Annotated in this window: 15 protein-coding genes and 1 pseudogene; 5 read left to right on the forward strand and 11 right to left on the reverse strand. The window is 33.7% G+C overall.

Features of this window, described 5'->3' with window-relative positions; genetic code table 11:
* Positions 1-68: 68 nt before the first annotated feature.
* The 4 genes from BC962_RS10495 to BC962_RS10510 all read right to left on the reverse strand — a co-directional run bounded on the left by BC962_RS10495 (position 69) and on the right by BC962_RS10510 (position 3374).
* The gene (locus tag BC962_RS10495; RefSeq protein WP_121345942.1) at positions 69-1079 is read right to left on the reverse strand and encodes a potassium channel family protein; all 1011 of its coding nucleotides are present in this window, start codon (positions 1077-1079) and stop codon (positions 69-71) included.
* Positions 1076-1306 carry a PspC family transcriptional regulator gene (locus BC962_RS16500; protein ID WP_034921396.1) on the reverse strand — a complete coding sequence of 77 codons (231 nt, stop codon included), beginning with the start codon at positions 1304-1306 and terminating at the stop codon, positions 1076-1078. Before BC962_RS16500 ends, BC962_RS10495 begins: the two co-directional genes overlap by 4 nt.
* A gap of 21 nt (positions 1307-1327) precedes the next feature.
* Positions 1328-2611: a DUF2851 family protein gene (locus BC962_RS10505; RefSeq protein WP_121345943.1), complete on the reverse strand. Its 1284-nt coding sequence runs from the start codon at positions 2609-2611 to the stop codon at positions 1328-1330.
* A 61-nt stretch (positions 2612-2672) separates the two neighbouring features.
* Entirely contained in the window at positions 2673-3374 is a 702-nt protein-coding gene (locus tag BC962_RS10510) for an SGNH/GDSL hydrolase family protein (protein ID WP_121345944.1), read from the reverse strand.
* Positions 3375-3479: 105 nt separating this feature from the next.
* Between BC962_RS10510 and BC962_RS10515 the strand changes: the two genes are divergently transcribed.
* Complete coding sequence (locus BC962_RS10515) at positions 3480-4043, forward strand: hypothetical protein (RefSeq protein WP_121345945.1); 564 nt, start codon at positions 3480-3482, stop codon at positions 4041-4043.
* Between the two features lie 70 nt (positions 4044-4113).
* Here BC962_RS10515 and BC962_RS10520 read toward each other — a convergent pair.
* Both BC962_RS10520 and BC962_RS10525 read right to left on the reverse strand, forming a co-directional pair.
* Positions 4114-5091, reverse strand: a pseudogene (locus BC962_RS10520) (PLP-dependent cysteine synthase family protein); the annotation flags it as partial.
* Between the two features lie 86 nt (positions 5092-5177).
* Entirely contained in the window at positions 5178-6413 is a 1236-nt protein-coding gene (locus tag BC962_RS10525; RefSeq protein ID WP_121345947.1) for an ABC transporter permease, read from the reverse strand.
* Positions 6414-6422: 9 nt separating this feature from the next.
* Here BC962_RS10525 and BC962_RS10530 point away from each other — a divergent pair, with 9 nt between their 5' ends.
* A complete protein-coding gene (locus BC962_RS10530; RefSeq protein ID WP_121345948.1) occupies positions 6423-7688 on the forward strand; it encodes an exo-beta-N-acetylmuramidase NamZ family protein in 1266 nt (421 codons plus the stop codon).
* A gap of 10 nt (positions 7689-7698) precedes the next feature.
* Entirely contained in the window at positions 7699-8229 is a 531-nt protein-coding gene (locus BC962_RS10535) for a GNAT family N-acetyltransferase (RefSeq protein WP_121345949.1), read from the forward strand.
* 52 nt (positions 8230-8281) lie between these two features.
* On the opposite strand, the gene BC962_RS10540 is transcribed toward BC962_RS10535, so the two are convergent.
* Positions 8282-8779, reverse strand: coding sequence for a YkgJ family cysteine cluster protein (locus BC962_RS10540; RefSeq protein WP_121345950.1), 498 nt, complete (start codon positions 8777-8779; stop codon positions 8282-8284).
* Between the two features lie 12 nt (positions 8780-8791).
* Between BC962_RS10540 and BC962_RS10545 the strand changes: the two genes are divergently transcribed.
* Both BC962_RS10545 and BC962_RS10550 read left to right on the forward strand, forming a co-directional pair.
* Positions 8792-9529 (forward strand): class I SAM-dependent methyltransferase, encoded by a 738-nt coding sequence (locus BC962_RS10545; protein WP_121345951.1) that lies wholly within the window; start codon positions 8792-8794, stop codon positions 9527-9529.
* A 94-nt stretch (positions 9530-9623) separates the two neighbouring features.
* Complete coding sequence (locus BC962_RS10550) at positions 9624-10400, forward strand: hypothetical protein (RefSeq protein WP_121345952.1); 777 nt, start codon at positions 9624-9626, stop codon at positions 10398-10400.
* A gap of 100 nt (positions 10401-10500) precedes the next feature.
* Here the strand turns inward: BC962_RS10550 and BC962_RS10555 are convergent, their stop codons facing one another.
* The 4 genes from BC962_RS10555 to BC962_RS10570 form a co-directional block, all read right to left on the reverse strand.
* Positions 10501-12132: an amidohydrolase gene (locus BC962_RS10555; protein ID WP_121345953.1), complete on the reverse strand. Its 1632-nt coding sequence runs from the start codon at positions 12130-12132 to the stop codon at positions 10501-10503.
* 173 nt (positions 12133-12305) lie between these two features.
* On the reverse strand, positions 12306-13430 hold the full coding sequence (locus BC962_RS10560) for a hypothetical protein (RefSeq protein ID WP_121345954.1): 1125 nt from the start codon (positions 13428-13430) through the stop codon (positions 12306-12308).
* 232 nt (positions 13431-13662) lie between these two features.
* Entirely contained in the window at positions 13663-15393 is a 1731-nt protein-coding gene (locus BC962_RS10565; RefSeq protein WP_121345955.1) for a TonB-dependent receptor domain-containing protein, read from the reverse strand.
* Between the two features lie 31 nt (positions 15394-15424).
* Positions 15425-18445, reverse strand: a complete 3021-nt coding sequence (locus tag BC962_RS10570; RefSeq protein ID WP_121345956.1) for a tetratricopeptide repeat protein — start codon at positions 18443-18445, stop codon at positions 15425-15427.
* Positions 18446-18497 lie beyond the last annotated feature (52 nt).

The following is an 18497-nucleotide window of genomic DNA, read 5'->3' on the forward strand; positions in this document are numbered from 1 at the left end:
TTGAGATGGCAAGATGAATAAAAATTTCAGTATTTCAAATTTTTACTCGTTAAAATGTTAAATAATTACTAAACGTGATACAGTTGCTTCAACTTATCTATCTGATTCGGTCTTCCTATCAATATTAATTTAGAATCTTTTTTTAGCACCATTGAGGGTTCTGGATTAACTATATATTCTCCATCTGCAGATTTATAACCAATAATGGAACATCCCGTTTTTTTCCTAAGATCTAAGTCCATAATAGCTAACTCAACTCCATCGGTACAAATTTTCTCGAAAGGCACCTGCTCAACATTTATACTGTCATGCTCTCCTGATACCGATAAATTATCTAAAAATTCTACTAAATCTGGAACCACGACTAAAGACGCCATATGGTCTCCTCCTATTTTATCTGGCATAATCACATTGTCTGCCCCTGCTAGTTTCAGTTTCTGATAACTAGATTCTTCGGTAGCCCGACTAATAATTTTAAGTTTCGGATTTATTTGTCTAGCAGAAAGCACTATAAAAAGATTATCGGCATCACTCGGTAAGGCACAAATTAATGTGCTTGCATTTCTAATTCCTGCTCTTATAAGAACCTCATCTTCACTTGCATTTCCATGAATGAATAACAAATGGTCTTCAGAATATCTATCAACAATTTCTTCGTTAAGTTCTATAATTACAAAAGGCTGTTTGTAGGCCATTAATTTTTGAACAGCTTGTTTTCCATTTCTTCCGTAACCACAAACTACAACATGATTTTTCATTGTCTTTACTTTTTTCTGAACTCGTTTCTCCCTTAAGTTACCAATATTATTTTTGCTAAAAACATGTTCTGTGATAACCGAAAACGCATATCCCAAAATAAAAACACTTGATAAGATAAGTGCAGATGTAAACATTTTTTCAGCAGGGTCTAATGGTCTAACCTCACCATAACCCACTGTAGCAACTGTAATAACGGTCATGTATATTGCGTCTATCCAAGTATACTCTGAAAGAAATCTAAAGCCAAGTACTCCGGTAAGAAAGACTATAAATACAAGAATTATCGCACCGTAAATTTTAGAACTTATTAGAAATCTCATAAATCGAATACTGAAGTGCGTTTAGTATAAACCAAGTCTTTCAATTTAAGCCAAAAAGCAAAGGTGAGATAAAAAGCAAAACCCAGTCCTAGGGTTGCAAATGAAAGATAAATAAAAAAAAGCCTGATGGTTTTTGCGCGTATACCAAGCTTATCTGCTAATCTTGAGGAAACATAAAAACCGTTTCGCTCAAAGTAATGTCTTATGGAATATACAAGTTTTAACACAATTCAAATATAATCATTATTCTAGACCATTCCTTGAATAAGTTTTACACCAAGCCCGCATTGTAAACATGCATTTTTATCGCAGTATTCATTCTTTAACTGAATTAAAGCTTGTGAACGATAAGAATTAGTAGCGGTTTTAGATCTTAACGTATTAAAATTATCTACTATCCCATTCTTTTCAGGCAAGATCTGTTCTATAATTTGAAGACTTGCAGTGACATCTTTATCTCCAGTTTCCTTTTGATAACAATACTTGAAGGGAACGATGGTATTTATTATTAAAAGATCAATAAAATTATTCGTGAGTTTCTTCTTTCTTACTTTATGATCTTTTTTGAATGTATAATGAGTTTCCCAGAATTCTGAGGTGCAAGCATTAAAAAGCTCATAAATATCTTCCTTACTGTTACAATTAATCACTTCTGAAAATAAATGTGGAATTTTACTATAAAGTTGTGCTAATTGCGACAAACGGATAGTAGGAAAATTATCTGGGCGCAATCTAAAATAGTGAGGTTTTAAAACAGAATAAGTATCTAGTTTGAATTTTTGTTGTAAAAATTGATGTTCTAATTTTAAGGAAGCGAAATAGGAATTCTCTACATTTTCATTAAGTAAACCAGCTTGCCCCAAAAATAAAGCTTCCATTGTAAACGCAGATTGCCCAAGTTTTTGGATCACTTTAAAATCTATATTATTTGCGATACTCTCAAAAGAATCGGCATTAACTTTTAATCCAAAATTCCGAAAGAGCAATTTAAAAAGGACTTCTTCCCAGTTATTCTCTGTAGACTTCAGCATTTCGAGGATCTTAACGGACTTCTTTTCTAATCTTTCAAAATAAACCCGCTCTAACCAATTATCAAGTGTGAAATCATCAAAAAGATGAAAATCCTTTTCACAGTTTATCCATTTTTTTGTTCCATTTAGCAACAAAGATTTATATCTATCTAGAGACTCTGGATGCACTAGGTCTTTTAACTCTAAGGTTGGGATTGCAGAATTGTCCTTTCTAAAAACCTCCACATCATCTTCCCATACTACATGCAAAACAACATTATCATAATTTGAGTCAATTTCATGCCGATGTAGATACCAGTCTGAAGATCTTAAATGAATCTCCACATTTCCCGCCCAAAGCTGATCGTTAATTTTAATTTTTGCGTTGAAAAAATCTGGACCGGAGTTATGATTGTGAATACCAACATCTAATATGGATAAATCCGAATTATTAGAAGTTTTAGCTTTTCTAAAATCGAATTTTTTGAATTTCCAGAGATAATGTAGAAAGTCTTCTTGCATAAAATAAATGTAAAGCTTTTACATTTATCTTATTGAAGCTTAATACGTTAAAATATAATTTTTATAGCTTTTTAAAAATGTCCTCCACAAACAGATCTACCCAAAGTGAATACATTTTGCCGCTTGGATGAAGACCGTCATTTGCCACTAAAGATCTATCTGACTTTGCCATTTTAGAAATTGGCGTAATATTATAATACTTAAGATCAAACTGAGCAGATACTTTTTTTAGAATAGCATTAAATTCCGCTATTTCCCGTCCTATTTCTTCAGCATTCGATGCACCAAATGGAGTAGCTCCATAATCTGGAATACTAACTATAAAAACACCCTCCTTTCCATTTTTAGACTGTTCTATTGCTTCCGTAAAAATAGTATTAAGATCTCCTTCATAATCTACAATAGACTTATTTTGATATTGATTATTCACTCCAATTAAAACAGAAACGAGATCATATTTCTCGTTACCAAGATTGGCATCCATTGCATTAAGTAAATTATCTGTGGTCCAACCAGTTTTCGCAATTATCTTAGGAGAATTTATTTTTAAATCTTTCTCCCGCAGTTTTTTAACAAGCTGAACAGGCCATCTCACATCTTCAGAAACGCTTTCTCCAATGGTATAAGAATCGCCAAGTGCCAAGTAACTCAAGTTATCTGGACTATCTGGGACCTCACTTTCTTCAGGCTTCAAAGCTTCCGAAGAGCTACTACAACTCATCATAAATATGAGCAAGCCTAAAACAATTAAAACTGATCTCATTAGCTACTAATTTATAATTGAAAAGTAATTTAATTCTGAATGCAAGCAATCCATTTTAATAAACTTATAAGAGTTCAAATTATTATATTTATGAAAATTTAAATTATGAAATACGTTTTCTTTCTATTGCTTATTATTTTTACTGAAAACAGTATTGCGCAGGATAAAACTCCTACCCAAGTATTTTGGGAAAATTTAAAGGAACACTGCGGCAAAGCATTTGAAGGTAAACTAGCTGAATCGGTGGAAAATGATAGTTTTTCTGGTAAGGAACTAATAATGTATATCTGGGATTGTGATGATAAAACCATTAAGATCCCTTTCTACGTAGGAGCAGATAAATCACGTACTTGGGTTCTAACACTTGAAGACGATCATATAAAATTAAAGCATGATCATAGACATGAAGATGGAAGTGAAGATGCTATTACACAGTATGGTGGCGAAAGCACGAATTCTGGTCTGGATAATCTTCAGTTTTTCCCTGCAGACGAGGAAACCGCCAGCCTCATTCCTGCGGCAGCTTCTAATGTTTGGTGGATCACATTAAATGAAAACAGCTTTTCTTATAATCTAAAAAGGCTAGGAAGCGAAAGACCTCAATTCACCGTTACCTTTGATCTCAAAAAACCAATTAAAACTCCTGGAGCTCCGTGGGGAGCAGAATAACAACAAAAATAAAAGAGCCTGAAAAGTTTAAATTTTTCAGGCTCTTTTATAATATGTGAAAACTGGTCTAATCTATATAGCCCATTTTTTTCATCCATTCATCATTAAACATTTTACCTACATATCTACTTCCATGATCATGGAATAACACTACCACTACATCGTCCTTTTTAAAGTGCTCTTTTAACTGAAGTAAACCTTTTACAGCCGCTCCAGCGCTATTGCCAAGAAACATTCCTTCTTCCTTTGCAAGTCTACGTGTATAAATTGCAGCATCTTTATCTGTTACCTTTGTAAAACCATCTATCAGTGAAAAATCTACATTTTCTGGAAGAATGTCTTCTCCAATTCCTTCAGTTACATAAGAATAAATTTCATTCTCATCAAAGATCCCAGTTTCGTGATATTTCTTAAATACAGATCCATAAGTATCTATACCCCAAATTTTAATATCCGGGTTTTGCTCTTTTAAATATTTGGCAACTCCAGAAATAGTTCCACCTGTCCCTACTCCTACTACAAAATGTGTGATTTTTCCATCTGTTTGTTTCCAAATTTCCGGACCAGTACTTTCATAATGTGCTTGTGCATTCGATGGGTTATCATATTGATTTACATACCAAGAATTAGGTGTTTCTGCAGCTAAACGCTTGGAGGTAGAATAATAAGATCTTGGATCTGTTGGTTCCACATCTGTAGGACATACAACAACTTCACTTCCAACCGCTCTAAGAATATCCATTTTTTCTTTGCTTTGCTTATCACTAAGCACACAAATCATTTTATATCCTTTTATAATAGCAACAAGTGCTAATCCCATTCCTGTATTTCCCGAAGTTCCTTCAATAATAGTTCCTCCTGGCTGCAATTTCCCGCTCGCTTCAGCATCTTCTATCATTTTTACTGCCATTCTATCCTTTGCAGAATTTCCCGGGTTAAAAGTTTCATATTTCGCTAATACTAATGCGTCTATTTCTGCGGTAAGTTTATTCATTTTCACCAATGGAGTATTTCCAATGGTTCCTAATATATTTTCTGCGTATTCCATAGTTTATTTTTGAAGGCGCAAAGATACTCTTCAGAATAGCACTTTGCAAGGATTTGAGTAAATCTGTAAATACAGTTATAGAGAAGCTAGTCGAATTTCATTGCTTTTACTGGGGAGATCTTAGTTATAATAATAGAAGGTATTAATAACATAAGAAGACATAGTATTAAAGTTCCAATATTAACCCCTATAATATACTCCCATCCAATATAAACTGGCACTTCTGTTACATAATAAGTTTGTGGATTTAAAGGGAAGAGCTTAAAATACTTCTGTATAAACAGTAAGCTTAAACCTATAAGATTGCCCCAAAAAAGTCCCAACAAAATTAAATAGGAAGCATTATAAAGAAAGATCTTTCTTATACTCCAATCACTTCCTCCAAGAGCCTTTAAGATCCCGATCATTTGAGTACGTTCCAAGATCAATACTAAAAGTGCGGTGATCATGTTTATGCCAGCTACTAAGATCATGATCCCGATTATGAGCGCAATATTAAAATCGAATAAAGAAAGCCATTCAAAAATCGAAGCGTATTTCTGTTTGATAGTTTGAGTATCTAAAAAAGAATTCGTGTTATCATAGACTTCTGCACCCTTAAGATCCAGTTCATCAAAATCTTCAATAAAGACTTCAAATCCACCAACTTGATCTTTCTCCCAACCATTTATTCGTTGAATATGACGGATATCGGAGAGCATATACAGTTCATCGAATTCCTGAAAACCAGAATTATAAATCCCTTTTACCTTAAAAGCTCTAAGTAAAGGTGGTCGGCTTGCATCTTCCCTAAGAAAATATGTAATAATTTTATCTCCAACTTTAAAGCCCAATCTATTAGCGATATATTGAGAAATTAGTACATCTTCGTTCAAGTTATCTGTATAATCTGGCAATTCCCCTTCTACTAAAAAGTCTGAGAAGTTTTCCCATTTATAATCTGCTCCTACTCCTTTTACTATAACACCTTCAAAATCTGTTTCTGTTCTAATAATACCAGCCTCTGTTGCGACCGCCTGCACGTGTGTAATTCCCTCTACAGATTTGAATTCCGGATAGAAATCCTGTTCAAGAGAAACAGGCATTAGAGAAACTTGAGAACTATTATTATCGTAACTCTCAATGGTGATATGTCCATTAAAAGCAGCAATCTTTTCACGTATTTTCACCTGAAGCCCCATCCCGGTAGCAAAAGACACCAACATCATAATTACCCCAATAGCGATTGCTGCAATTGCGATTTTTATTATTGGTGCTGAAATACTACTTTTATACTTCTTTGCCCGGATAAGCCGTTTGGCAATAAAAAATTCGAAATTCAAGATATATTTATGGTTTATAGATTATTCAAAAATACATTTTTATTCGCTTTTATACTTATTGTTTCCTGCGGAAGAAGTACCGGACAAATCATTAGCGAAAACAATGAGAACATCAAGGAAATAGATTCATTGAATTCAGTAGAAAAAAATGCGCAAGAATTAATTTTAGGAGCAAATAATATTGAAGCATATCTGCCTCTGCTGAAGAATAAAAAGATTGGAATTGTAGGGAATCAAAGCAGTTTAATATTAAACAGTTCTTTAAAAAAGGAGGTTCCAACCTATACTCATTTAGTAGATTCTTTAGTGGCATTGAATCTTGAGGTGGTAAGGCTTTTTTCGCCAGAGCATGGCTTTCGGGGAACTGCGGATGCTGGAGAAATTATAGTAGATGGGAAAGACGCAAAAACTGGGCTTCCTATTATTTCTCTGTATGGAGACAATAAAAAACCAAATCCTGCACAATTAGAAGATCTGGATGTACTGATATTCGATCTTCAAGACGTGGGCGCCAGATTCTATACCTACATTTCTTCTTTACATTATGTGATGGAAGCATGTGCAGAAAATAACATTCAACTTATTATTTTGGATAGGCCAAATCCAAATGGACATTATGTAGATGGTCCAATTTTAAACCCAGAACATAGTAGTTTTGTGGGAATGCATCCAATTCCGATAGTACATGGATTGACAATGGGGGAATATGCCCAGATGATAAATGGCGAAAATTGGTTGAAAAATGGGGTTAAATGCGAACTTAAAGTTATTAAAATGCAACACTACACTCATGAACTAAAATATGAGCTTCCTGTTAAACCCTCGCCAAACTTACCTAATGCCAAGTCCATTAATTTATATCCTAGTTTGTGCTTTTTTGAAGGTACCAATGTAAATGCGGGCAGGGGAACTAATAAACAATTTCAAGTTTATGGATCTCCATTTTTAAATAAGGAAATCTACAAATATTCTTACACCCCAGAATCTTTAGATGGTGCAAAAAATCCAAAACATCTAGGAAAACTTTGTTATGGAGAAGATCTTAGCGAATCTGCTTTTCTAAAAGAGATCAATTTGAATTGGCTAATAGAGGCTTATGAGAATACTGAAAACAAGAAAGAGTTTTTCAATAACTTTTTTACAAAACTCGCTGGTGGAAAAGAACTTCAAAATCAAATTGAAGCCGGAATGACTTCAGAAGAGATAAAGAAAAGTTGGCAACCGGGATTAAAGGAATTTAAATTGAAAAGACAACCTTATTTACTTTACAAATAGGTAGAGATTTATGACCAACACAAATTGTTTAATTAGAAATGCAGCTCCTGAAGAATTTGAAGAAATAGGGAATTTAATGGTCCAGGTCTATTCACAATTAGAAGGTTTCCCTAAAGAATATGAGCAACCCGAATATTATAAAATGCTCGCAAACATTGGGGAATTCGTTAAAAAACCGAATACAGAACTATTGGTTGCTCTCTCACCCGAAAAAAAAGTTCTAGGAGCAGTAGTATATTTTAGTGATATGAGCTTATATGGTTCTGGAGGAACTGCAACCAACGAAAAGATGTCATCGGGCTTTAGACTGTTAGCTGTAGATCATGAAGCAAGAGGTCAAGGAATTGGAAAATTACTGACTATTAAATGCATAGATAAGGCTAAGGAGATCCACCAAAAACAAGTAATCATTCACTCAACAGAATTCATGAAGCTTGCTTGGAAAATGTATGAAAGGTTAGGATTTAAAAGATCGGAAGATCTGGACTTTATGCAAGGCAGCCTCCCTGTATATGGATTTCGACTAATCTTTAAAGACTAAAAGTCAAAAAAAATTATTAGAGATTTAATTCAGCCAAAGAGCTACTAAAATTTTATTTCAGTTTGATCCTTCTTTTCATTTCTTCCACAATATTATATGCAGCGGGACAAATAGCCGTATTATTTAAAGTGATGTTAGAGATCTTGTGAAAATCTTTTCTATCTGTATGTGGATACTCTCTGCAAGCCTTTGGACGTACCTCATAGATAGAACAATAATTATCTTCGCCTAGAAAAGTACAGGGCACCTGCTTTAATACATGATCATTATCTTCATCTACCCTCAAATAAGTTTCAATAAATTGAACAGGTTTCTGTCTGAAATGCTTCGCAATTCGTTCTATATCTTTATTCGTAAATAATGGGCCGGTAGTTTTGCAGCAATTGGCACAAGTAAGACAATCTGTGCGCTTAAATTCTTCTTCATGCAATTCTTGCATCTGTATGTCTAAATGTTTCGGCGGCTTTTTACGCAGCTTAGCAAAGAACTTTTTATTTTCCTTATGCTTATCTTTGGCCTTTTTCGGGAGATCCTTCAAAATTTCTTCCATAAGTGCAAAGATATGAAGAAGCAAGAAAGCAACAAGGCTGGGATAGATGTGTTTGGTAAAGCAATTTCATCATTCTATTATTACAAAGACGAAACCCCGATATTGGTGCACTCTCCAGATTTCGATGACGATGAGATCTTAGTTCCTTATTTGTTCCGAGATTTCAAAGAAATGCCCGCATTAGAGAAAGCTGCTTTAGAAAAGGCTTCAGGAAAAATTTTAGATGTAGGCTGTGGCGCGGGAAGTCATGCTTTATATCTTCAAAACGAAAAAAAATTACAAGTAACCGCAATAGACATTTCTGAAGGTGCTTTGGAAATTTGCGAAAAAAGAGGAATTAAAGATGTTAGAAACATCGACTACTTCAAATTAAAAAATGAAAAATTCGACACTATTCTCTTATTGATGAATGGTACAGGAATCATTGGAAAACTAGAACATTTGGATAATTTTTTTCAGCATTCCAAGACACTTTTAGCAAAAAACGGACAAATCTTAATCGACTCCTCAGACTTAAGTTATTTATTTGATCCAGATGAAGATGGTGGGATCTGGATAGATCCAGATGCTCCTTATTATGGAGAATTAAATTTCAGAATTAGTTTTAAAGGAGAACATTCTACTGAATTTCCTTGGCTATATTTAGATTATAATAGTTTGGCACTTGCAGCAGAAGGAAATAATTTTAGCTGTGAAATAGTTAAGAAAGGGGAACATTATGATTATTTGGCCATTCTAAAACCTTTATAACTAAAAGTTCGTAAATATTAGATGAAGCTGTATTTCGAGAAGTTTCGCATAATATATTTAAATTTAGATAATTCTTTATTCAAAACAATCCATAATGAAATTTAAAAAAATAATACTTCCTCTTATAACGCTCCTATTAATAATCTCATGTTCCAAAGATACGGCCAATCCAGATAGCGAAAATCCGCGTATAGATAGGAGTGCGAATTTAAAATCCTTAGGAGCATCTGCAAATGAACTTTTGAGTGACATGAAGTTCACTTCTTTAACAATTGAGGTAGTCTATGTTACGGGCTTCAAACCCACTGATGCTGCTCTTAATAATTTAGCACAGTTCTTATCCAAGCACACATTTAAACCCGATGGGATTAAAATTTCTACCAGAGCGGTTGCCAGCTCTAATAAAGCACCTTTTTCTATTGAGGAGATCGCAGAATTAGAAGCAGAAGAACGCACCGTTTACAACGCTGGAGACGAAATTGCTGTGTTTATTTATGTTGCAGATGGAAGTAATGAAAATGATGAAGATAATAAAGTAGTTGTAGGGTCTGCTTTTAGAAACACATCTATGGTCCTATATGGTAAGACCATTGCAAATATTGCGAACAATGCTAATTCTGTTTCAAGAAGCGATGTAGAATCTGCAGTTCTTAAACATGAATTTGGCCACTTATTTGGTTTGGTAGATGTAGGATCGCCTATGCAAGTTGATCATTTAGATCCAGAAAATTTAGCACATTGCAATGTTAACGGATGTTTAATGACATCTAATATCGAATTTGGAAGTAGTATTATAGATATGGTAGATAATAAAATCCTTGAATTAGACGATCTTTGTATTAACGATCTAGTTGCTAATGGCGGAAGATAAATAGAGGTTACTTGAAGATTTTTTAAATAGTGTACCTTCCAAAAGAACTATTTAAGCATTTTAAATTTCCAGGTAACCTTGTCTCAAATAAATCTTATTATTATTTAAGTTTTTCCCCATTTACATAAGTATGTAATACATTGATATCTGGAATTTCATTTTCAGACACTTCCATAATATTTTTATCAAGGATTATAAAATCAGCAAATTTCCCAGCTTCAATACTTCCCTTTTCTTCTTCTTCAAAATTAGAGTAGGCAGCCCATATAGTCATTCCCTTTAAGGTTTCTTCTCTAGACAATGATTGCTCCATTCTATATCCAGCCTCTGGATAGTTTTTAAGATCTTTTCTAGCTGTAGCAGCATAAAAAGTATAAAACGGATTCACTTCCTCTACAGGGAAATCTGTACCTAAAGCTATGACTCCAGCCTGATCCAGTAATTTCTTAAAAGCATAAGCTCCTTTAATTCTTTCGGCTCCAAGTCTATCTTCTGCCCAATACATATCGCTCGTAGCATGTGTAGGTTGTACAGATGGAATAATGTTTTTACTGAAATATTTAAAATCTATTGAATCTATTATTTGCGCATGCTCCACTCTCCATCTGCGATCCTCTTTTCCTTTTAATAGCTCATCATAGGTTTGTAGTACTAATCTATTAGCTGAATCCCCAATGGCATGCGTATTCATTTGAAACTTAGAATTCGCAATTCTTTTCGCTGTTTCCTTAAAATCTGCAACTGGAGATAATAATGCACCATAATGATTTGCCATATCTGAATACGGCTCTTTTAATGCTGCTCCTCTAGATCCTAAAGCGCCATCTCCATAGAATTTAATAGATCGAACATTTAATAAATCTGTTTTGTATGGTTCTAAATCTAGGTAGTAATCCAAATTAGATGGAGTATTACTTACCATAGCATAAATTCGGATCTTCAAATCGCCAGATGTATTTAAACTATCTATTAAATCTATTGTGGTTTTATCTATTCCAGCATCAACAACTGTGGTTAACCCATAATTTAAAGATATTTCCTGAGCATCTAACAAGGCCTGAATTTGCTCTTCTCTCGAAGGTTCTTCTATAGAATTATATACAAGACTCATAGGATTGTCTATTAAAATTCCTGTAAGTTTTCCGTTCTTAATTTCAATAGCCCCACCATCTGCCTTCGTATTTGCATTAATTCCTGCTTTATCTAAAGCTGCTTGATTCACCAACAATGCATGTCCATCTATTCTCGCCATTGCCACTGGGGTATCTGGAAATAAACTATCTAATTTTTCCTTTGAAGGAAATTCCTTAATCTCCCAATCATTTTGATCCCAACCTCTACCTGTAATAAAATCTGCATTTTGTTCTTTCTGAAAAGAAACTATTCGGTCTAAAACTTCATCGAAACTATTAGTCCCGGTAAGATCTACCTTTTGTTGTTGCAAACCCATTCTATAAAAATGAGCATGAGCATCTATAAAGCCCGGAAGAATAGTTTTACCTTCTGCATCTACTTTTTCCTTAAAATCATATTTTTCATTAAGTGCTTCAGCAGTTCCAGTTTCTAGAAACTTGCCATCTTTAACAACGAAAGCATTAGTAATGGCAAATGAGGAATCTACGGTATATACCTGTGCATTAAACACTAAAAGATCTGCCGACTGCTTAACATTCGAACTACAAGAAGCAATTAGTACTAGCAGCAATACCAAAAAAGATAATTTCTTAAACATATTTAATATTTTTCATAAAAATAACTAATGTGATTCAATTTGAAAGATTTACCTAAGAATGTTTCAAGAAAAAGGAACAATTGTAGGTTCAAAATTATCAATCCTAGAAATGGATATAAATAAAAAAAGATCGAGATAAAAATCTCGATCTTTTAAATTATATAAAATGCAAATTATCTTAATCCAACTGCCTCTAATATTGCTTCTCTAATACTTGGATTAGCAGCAGCAGCTAAGGCAATAGATATTGTAAGTCCAATAATTGCATAAGAGAAATCTTTAAAGATCATCTTACCAGCTTTTTTACGATGTTTCTTTCCTTTCTTATTTCTGGCAAGGCTAATAGCTATTTCACGCCCACCTATAATTCCCAGGAACAACCATGTGGTACTCATTGGAACAGTACTTATAAATAGTTTGTAGATAAGTAGAATAACATAAGTTAGATCTACTAAGGTTGCTGCTCGAATATCTGATATTCTAGATTTCTCACTTACAACTTTCTGGATCTTATCTCCACGTAAGTAAAATAACAAACCAAGACCAGCAAATATGGTAGTAGCAAATATTATAAATTGAGTAAGGGTTTGTTGTCTTGGTAAATACACAGCGATATTTGCTCCATCCTGCATTACCCAAACGGCCCATAAAGAACCACTTACCACCCACTGAACAATACTCCATCCCTGATGGAATTTCCTGCTTTTAAAGAAAGTCTTAATTAAATTATAAGAAAAATACCAAACGGCAAATGATAAAACAAAGGCCATCGCATAACCAGACAAACTCTTCATTACTACAGATGTTATTCCAGAGGTATCTGCACTAAACACCGATAAAATAAGGAAAGTGGTAGAAACTGGCATTCTTAATCTTGTTAGGATCAACAACACTAATGGTGCAATAATCTGGAAAAAACTAAAGTTTTCGGGATGTGGATATTTAGTAGTTCCATCGGCTTTTAAAAGCCTCTGGAAGGTAACATCACCATCAAAATAAACCCAACTAAAGATAACTGTAGCTAGAAAAATCCCTCCTATATAAAGCCATAAAACCCACCATTTCCTAGTTTTATTACTCTCGATAAATGTTCCTAAAGATTGAATACTATCGTTTGCTACTGTAGCATAAGCGGCAAAAAAGAAACCAAGCCACATTGCTGCCTGACTGTTACCAGTGAAAATTCCTGCTAATACGATTCCAATAATTATTAGCGCCAGAAACGCTTTTTCCTGAATCATGAAATCCAAAATATTCAGGTATGGGCGTGATCTATCGCTTCTCTTAAACTTACTCATCTAGTTAGGGTATTTTTGTTTAATGGGAAATAAAATTATTGAATGTGTATTTTTATTTTTTTGCTTTATGGGGTTCAAAAATAAACTTTTTAAATCAATATGGAATTATTAATTCGACCAAAGGTTTTAAATGTTATTTAAATGCCACATTAATCTACCTGTCAACACATTATACGAACTAAAAAAAGGGCTATTCCAGAAGAATAGCCCTTTTAATATGATTAATTATATGTTACTTATAATCGAATTTATAGGTTGCTCCAGCCATTATCTGTATTCCTTGAACTGGGAAATTAGACCAGCGTTCGTAAGAATCTCCTAAGAGATTATTTCCTTTTGCAAAAATAGAAAGTTGATCATTAAACCTGTAGCCCAAATTCGCATTAAGATCTGTAAAACCATCTAGACTGATCGTTCTACTTCCTAAAGTACCAACCCCGTTTAATGTTTCTTCTCTATCTTTTCTTTCTCCTGTATAGAATAAGTTAGCCCCTGCAAACCACTTTTCATTGATCTGATAATCCATCAATAAAGAAGCTTTCATCTCTGGCAAATTCCATGCTTCAGCTTCAAATTCTGAATTATAACTAAAGAAAGATCCATTCAAGCCTAATTTAAAATCTCTATTCACATCTACATTTATCTCTCCCGAGATAGAAAGCGTGTTTATATCATCGTAAACAACTCCAAAAGAATTTCCATAGGCATAATCTTCTGAACTAGATGTATTACTCAAATTTGCCAAGTACAATGCTTTATTGATTTCTGAAGAATATCCACCTTTTAGATTATAACCAATGCTATTTGTAAGTTTCCCCTTTGCTCCTACATAAGCATCATACGATTTATCTGTAGGTGTTATATTTAAGGTCGGAGAAACATAAGGATTTTCTTGAGCGAAATTATAATAAGTGTTCTGGCTTAAACTTCCTTCCAATCCAGCATATGGAATAAAATAGTCTCCCGCCAACCTGTAACTAGCAGTTACCTGTGGATAGATATAAAAACTGTTATCACTATTTTCTGTATCTAAGCCGTAGACAAATGATGCTCCTAAATTTAAAGTAAGATCATCCCTTAAAATCAATAAACTTGGCGTAATTCCAAAGATCATTTGTGAATATTTCAATTCATTTGGATCGTTATATCCTTTATCAAATTTCCCACTTAAAACATCCGCAAAAACTTTAGTGCTTATAAGTTCGTCTGCTATATTAACCTCAAAAGCTCCATCGGCTTTAAAATTATGTTCAGCAGAATCGAATGAATCTCCAAAATATCTGTATTTAGCTGCTGCCTTATTTAGAAAAGAATCATATAATTCTAATTCACCTCCAAGACTTCCTGAAAAATAATTTTGCTGAGGATCTATTGCATGTACAATCTCATTTGTTAATCTAGTTTGCTCTGGTAATCCGTACCAATTAAATAACTGATGTTCTAAACCTAATTCTGTATTCCAAGAACTTTTACGGTTTCTAGAACTGTAGTTCAAATTAAGTTCTGTATCGTAAAACTCATCGTTCAATCTCACATCTTCTATTCCTCCTTGCGAAGAATTATGAGTAAGATATACCCCAAAATTATCGCTATTACTCACCTCTAAATTACTGTAGAATTCAGCTAAAACATTAGAATAAGTTCCAAATCCAAGTGTGATATAATTATCATACAGCTTTATCCTTTTTTCTCTTTCTACTTTTGTTGCACGTCCTTTTGAGGGTGTGAATGTTGAAGCTACTGGTACAGAAAAAACACTGTACTTAATAGGCTTCTTTTCTAAACTTACCGAATCTCCTAAAACCGGAGTTTCCTTAATTTTAAACGCATCATTCACCGATGGTGTGTAAGGTTTAACTACGATCACCGTTTCGTTACCCAAAGGTTTATCCTGAGCCACTAAAACACCGGTAAATAAAAATGACAATAAAAACAGACTTCTTTTAATTGAAGGGGTTTGCATATTGAGGTACTTAAATGTTAATTTGATAATTTTAGTTTCTTGTATCTATAGAAGCATTGGTTTTAGCTTCCATGGCCTTGATCTTATTCAGCTCTGTTTGAGCTTCTTTAACAACATCTGGATATTCCTTAAAATTCTTAATTACATTATCCAAAATATAAGTGGCTTGGTAAGCATCTTTTAATGCATAGAAGTTTTTAGCCATAACAACCAATCCTTTTGCACCATAGAATTTATAACCAGAATAATCTTTTGCTAGTTTTTGAACCGATGCATTAGAACCTTTAAAATCTGAAGCTTTATTCTTAAAATATGCATCGTAATACAGCGCTTCAGCAGCTAATTCTCCTGTTGCTATTTTAAGTACTTCTGCATAGGCATTTTTCGCTTTATTCTCATCGCCAGTGCTAAATGCAGATCTCGCAATGATCACTTGCGCATCTGATTTCACGTTGTTTTCGATGGAAGAATTTTTAAGCACTTTTTCAGCATAGGCAACAGCTTTTCCATAATCTTTCAACTCGTAATAAGATTTCATAAGATTAGACTGCGCATAGATCACATTCTGATCGAAATCTGCTTCATTTTCTAATCGCTGCAACAAAGGCAAGGCATCTTGATAATTTCTTTTCTCTAAGTAGATCTGAGATAATCTCGCCAAGGCTTGCTCAGAAAATTCACTTCTTGGTTTGTTTACTACGAATTTATAGTTAGAAATAGATTTATCTTTTTGATCGTCTCTAAAATAAAGTTGTGCTAAATAGAAGTTACTCTTCAAAGAATTTAATCCATTAGGAAAAGTCTGTAGATATTTCTCAAATCCGGTTTTTGCAGCAGCAGTATTATTATTTAAATATTGCTTTTCTGCAGCTTCAAAAGTGGTGTTATCAAGGTCGGAATCTGTTACTTCAACAAAATCCACATTTCTCACCCATGCCGCATATTCATCGGTCTTTCCAAGATCTATATAAATTAACCTAGCAGTTGTAACAGCTTGCAAAGATTCTGGTGTATTTGGGAAGTCTGAAACTACTTTCTTAAAACGTTCCAAAGCCTTATTAGCTTGATCACTATTGTAATATATTAAGCCTTGCTTTAACATTGCTTGAGGCACAAAAGCACTTCCTGGTACATCCCGAATTAGTTTATTGTAGCTTTCTATTCCTTTTGCAGTATTGTTCATGGCTACATAGGTATTCCCTAATTCATACATCGCATCGTCCCTATAAGAAGACCTTGGATATTTATTGGTGAAACTACTTAACTCTTCGATCTTACTCTCGTTTCTATCTACAAAACCATAACTAATGGCTTTTTGATAAGCTGCATAATCTGTATTTCCAAGGTTCATATCGATCGCTTTCGTATAAGCTTCCATTGCTGGCCAATATTTACTGGTTACAAAATAAGTGTCTCCTAACCTTGTGAAGGCATCATTTCTTCTAGCCTTGTCTTTTTCTGAATTATTAGCATATCTATTGAAGAAATCGATCGCTTTACCATATTCCTTTTGTTTGAAATATGCGTATGCTATGTTGTAATCTAAATTGTTTTTTTCAGCTAAACCAGCACTGCCGCTCATAGCGCTAAATTCCTGATATCCTCTTAAAGCTTCTTGCATTCTATTTAAGTTGAAATCGCTTTCTGCTTTCCAAAAAACTGCTTTTGCCGAGATCTCAGGATTCACTCTATTCTTTAAAGCTTTTTCGAAATTGATACTTGCATTTCTATGATCGTCATTCTCATATAATTCCAATCCGTAGAAATAAGCCACTTTTTGATAAGCACCTTTATCACTGAAATTCTTATTGGTTTCCAACAATTCCATCGCCTTTTCGTAATTCTTAGAAGTGATAAAAGAATCTATAAGCAAGGTTTCCATTTCGGCTTTTACTGAAGTGTTAGGATACTTATTCAAATAATTAATGATCACCTCAGAAGGACTCATATAACTATTCCCAACTTCATAACTTAATTTCGCATAATTCAAAAATGCATCTTCTTGTAATTTGGCATCAAAATCCATTTCACTTGCATTCTTAAATGCATTCAGTGCTTCTTGCTTTTTACCTGAATTCAAATAGGATTGCGCTAAGTGATAATAAGCATTCTGGGCAATGCTGTTATTTCCGTCTATAATTTTATTAAATTCTGAAATAGCACTTTCATAATCTCCTTGCTTGTAATAAGCATATCCTAATTGGTAATAGTCTGTATTCGTCCATTTCCCTCTTAATCCCTTGTACTCTTTTAAATATGGAATTGCTTCCGCATATTTTTCAAGATTGAAATAACTCTCTCCTATAATTTTATTTAGTTGAGAAATCTCTCCTCTATCTGCAGTTGGAAGTTGTTCTAATCCTAATGCGATCGCTTTTTCGAAATTTCCAAGCTTAAAATTCATATCACTTTGGAAATAAGAAAGATTTTCAGAATACCTGTCTTCTCCCTTTACTTCTTCAAAAAGTTCATTTGCTTGCTCATAATCGTCTCCTTCATAAGCCATATATCCCAAATAATATTTGGCTTGAGAACCATATTCTTTAGAATCACGCACTTTATTTAAATAGGTTGCTGCTTCTTCAAAATTATTAGATGCAAAATATGCATATCCATTGTTGAAGTAATAACGCTCTTTATCTGCACGGCCCATCCCCTTTTCATCTACTTTATCGTACCATTTTCTAGCATAGGAATATTTACCGGTTTGGAAATAATAATCGGCTACATCTATAAAAGCAGTATTTCTTTTAGTTGAAGTTGGATAACGCTCTACAAAGCTTTCCATTAATTTATCTGCACCAGGCTGGCCTAGTCTTACAGCAGCATTTGCTATATAATAAGCACAATCTGAAACTATTTTTTCATCTTCAGCTTCATCTTTCACCTCATCAAACAAAGTTTGGGCTGGTAAAAATTGCTCATTATTATAAAGCGCTAAAGCTTTATTGAACTTTACCAGATCGTTTGTATTGATTGCAGATTGCTGTGCAAAAAGTGAAGAAAAAAATAAGAAGAAACCAACAAAAAGGGATGCGGAATATCGTGTCATTAATTTTTTTTTAGGTTGATGAATCAAAGATACTTAAACACTTATTCCATAA

Source organism: Gillisia mitskevichiae, from assembly GCF_003634585.1.
Classification (GTDB): Bacteria; Bacteroidota; Bacteroidia; order Flavobacteriales; family Flavobacteriaceae; genus Gillisia; species Gillisia mitskevichiae.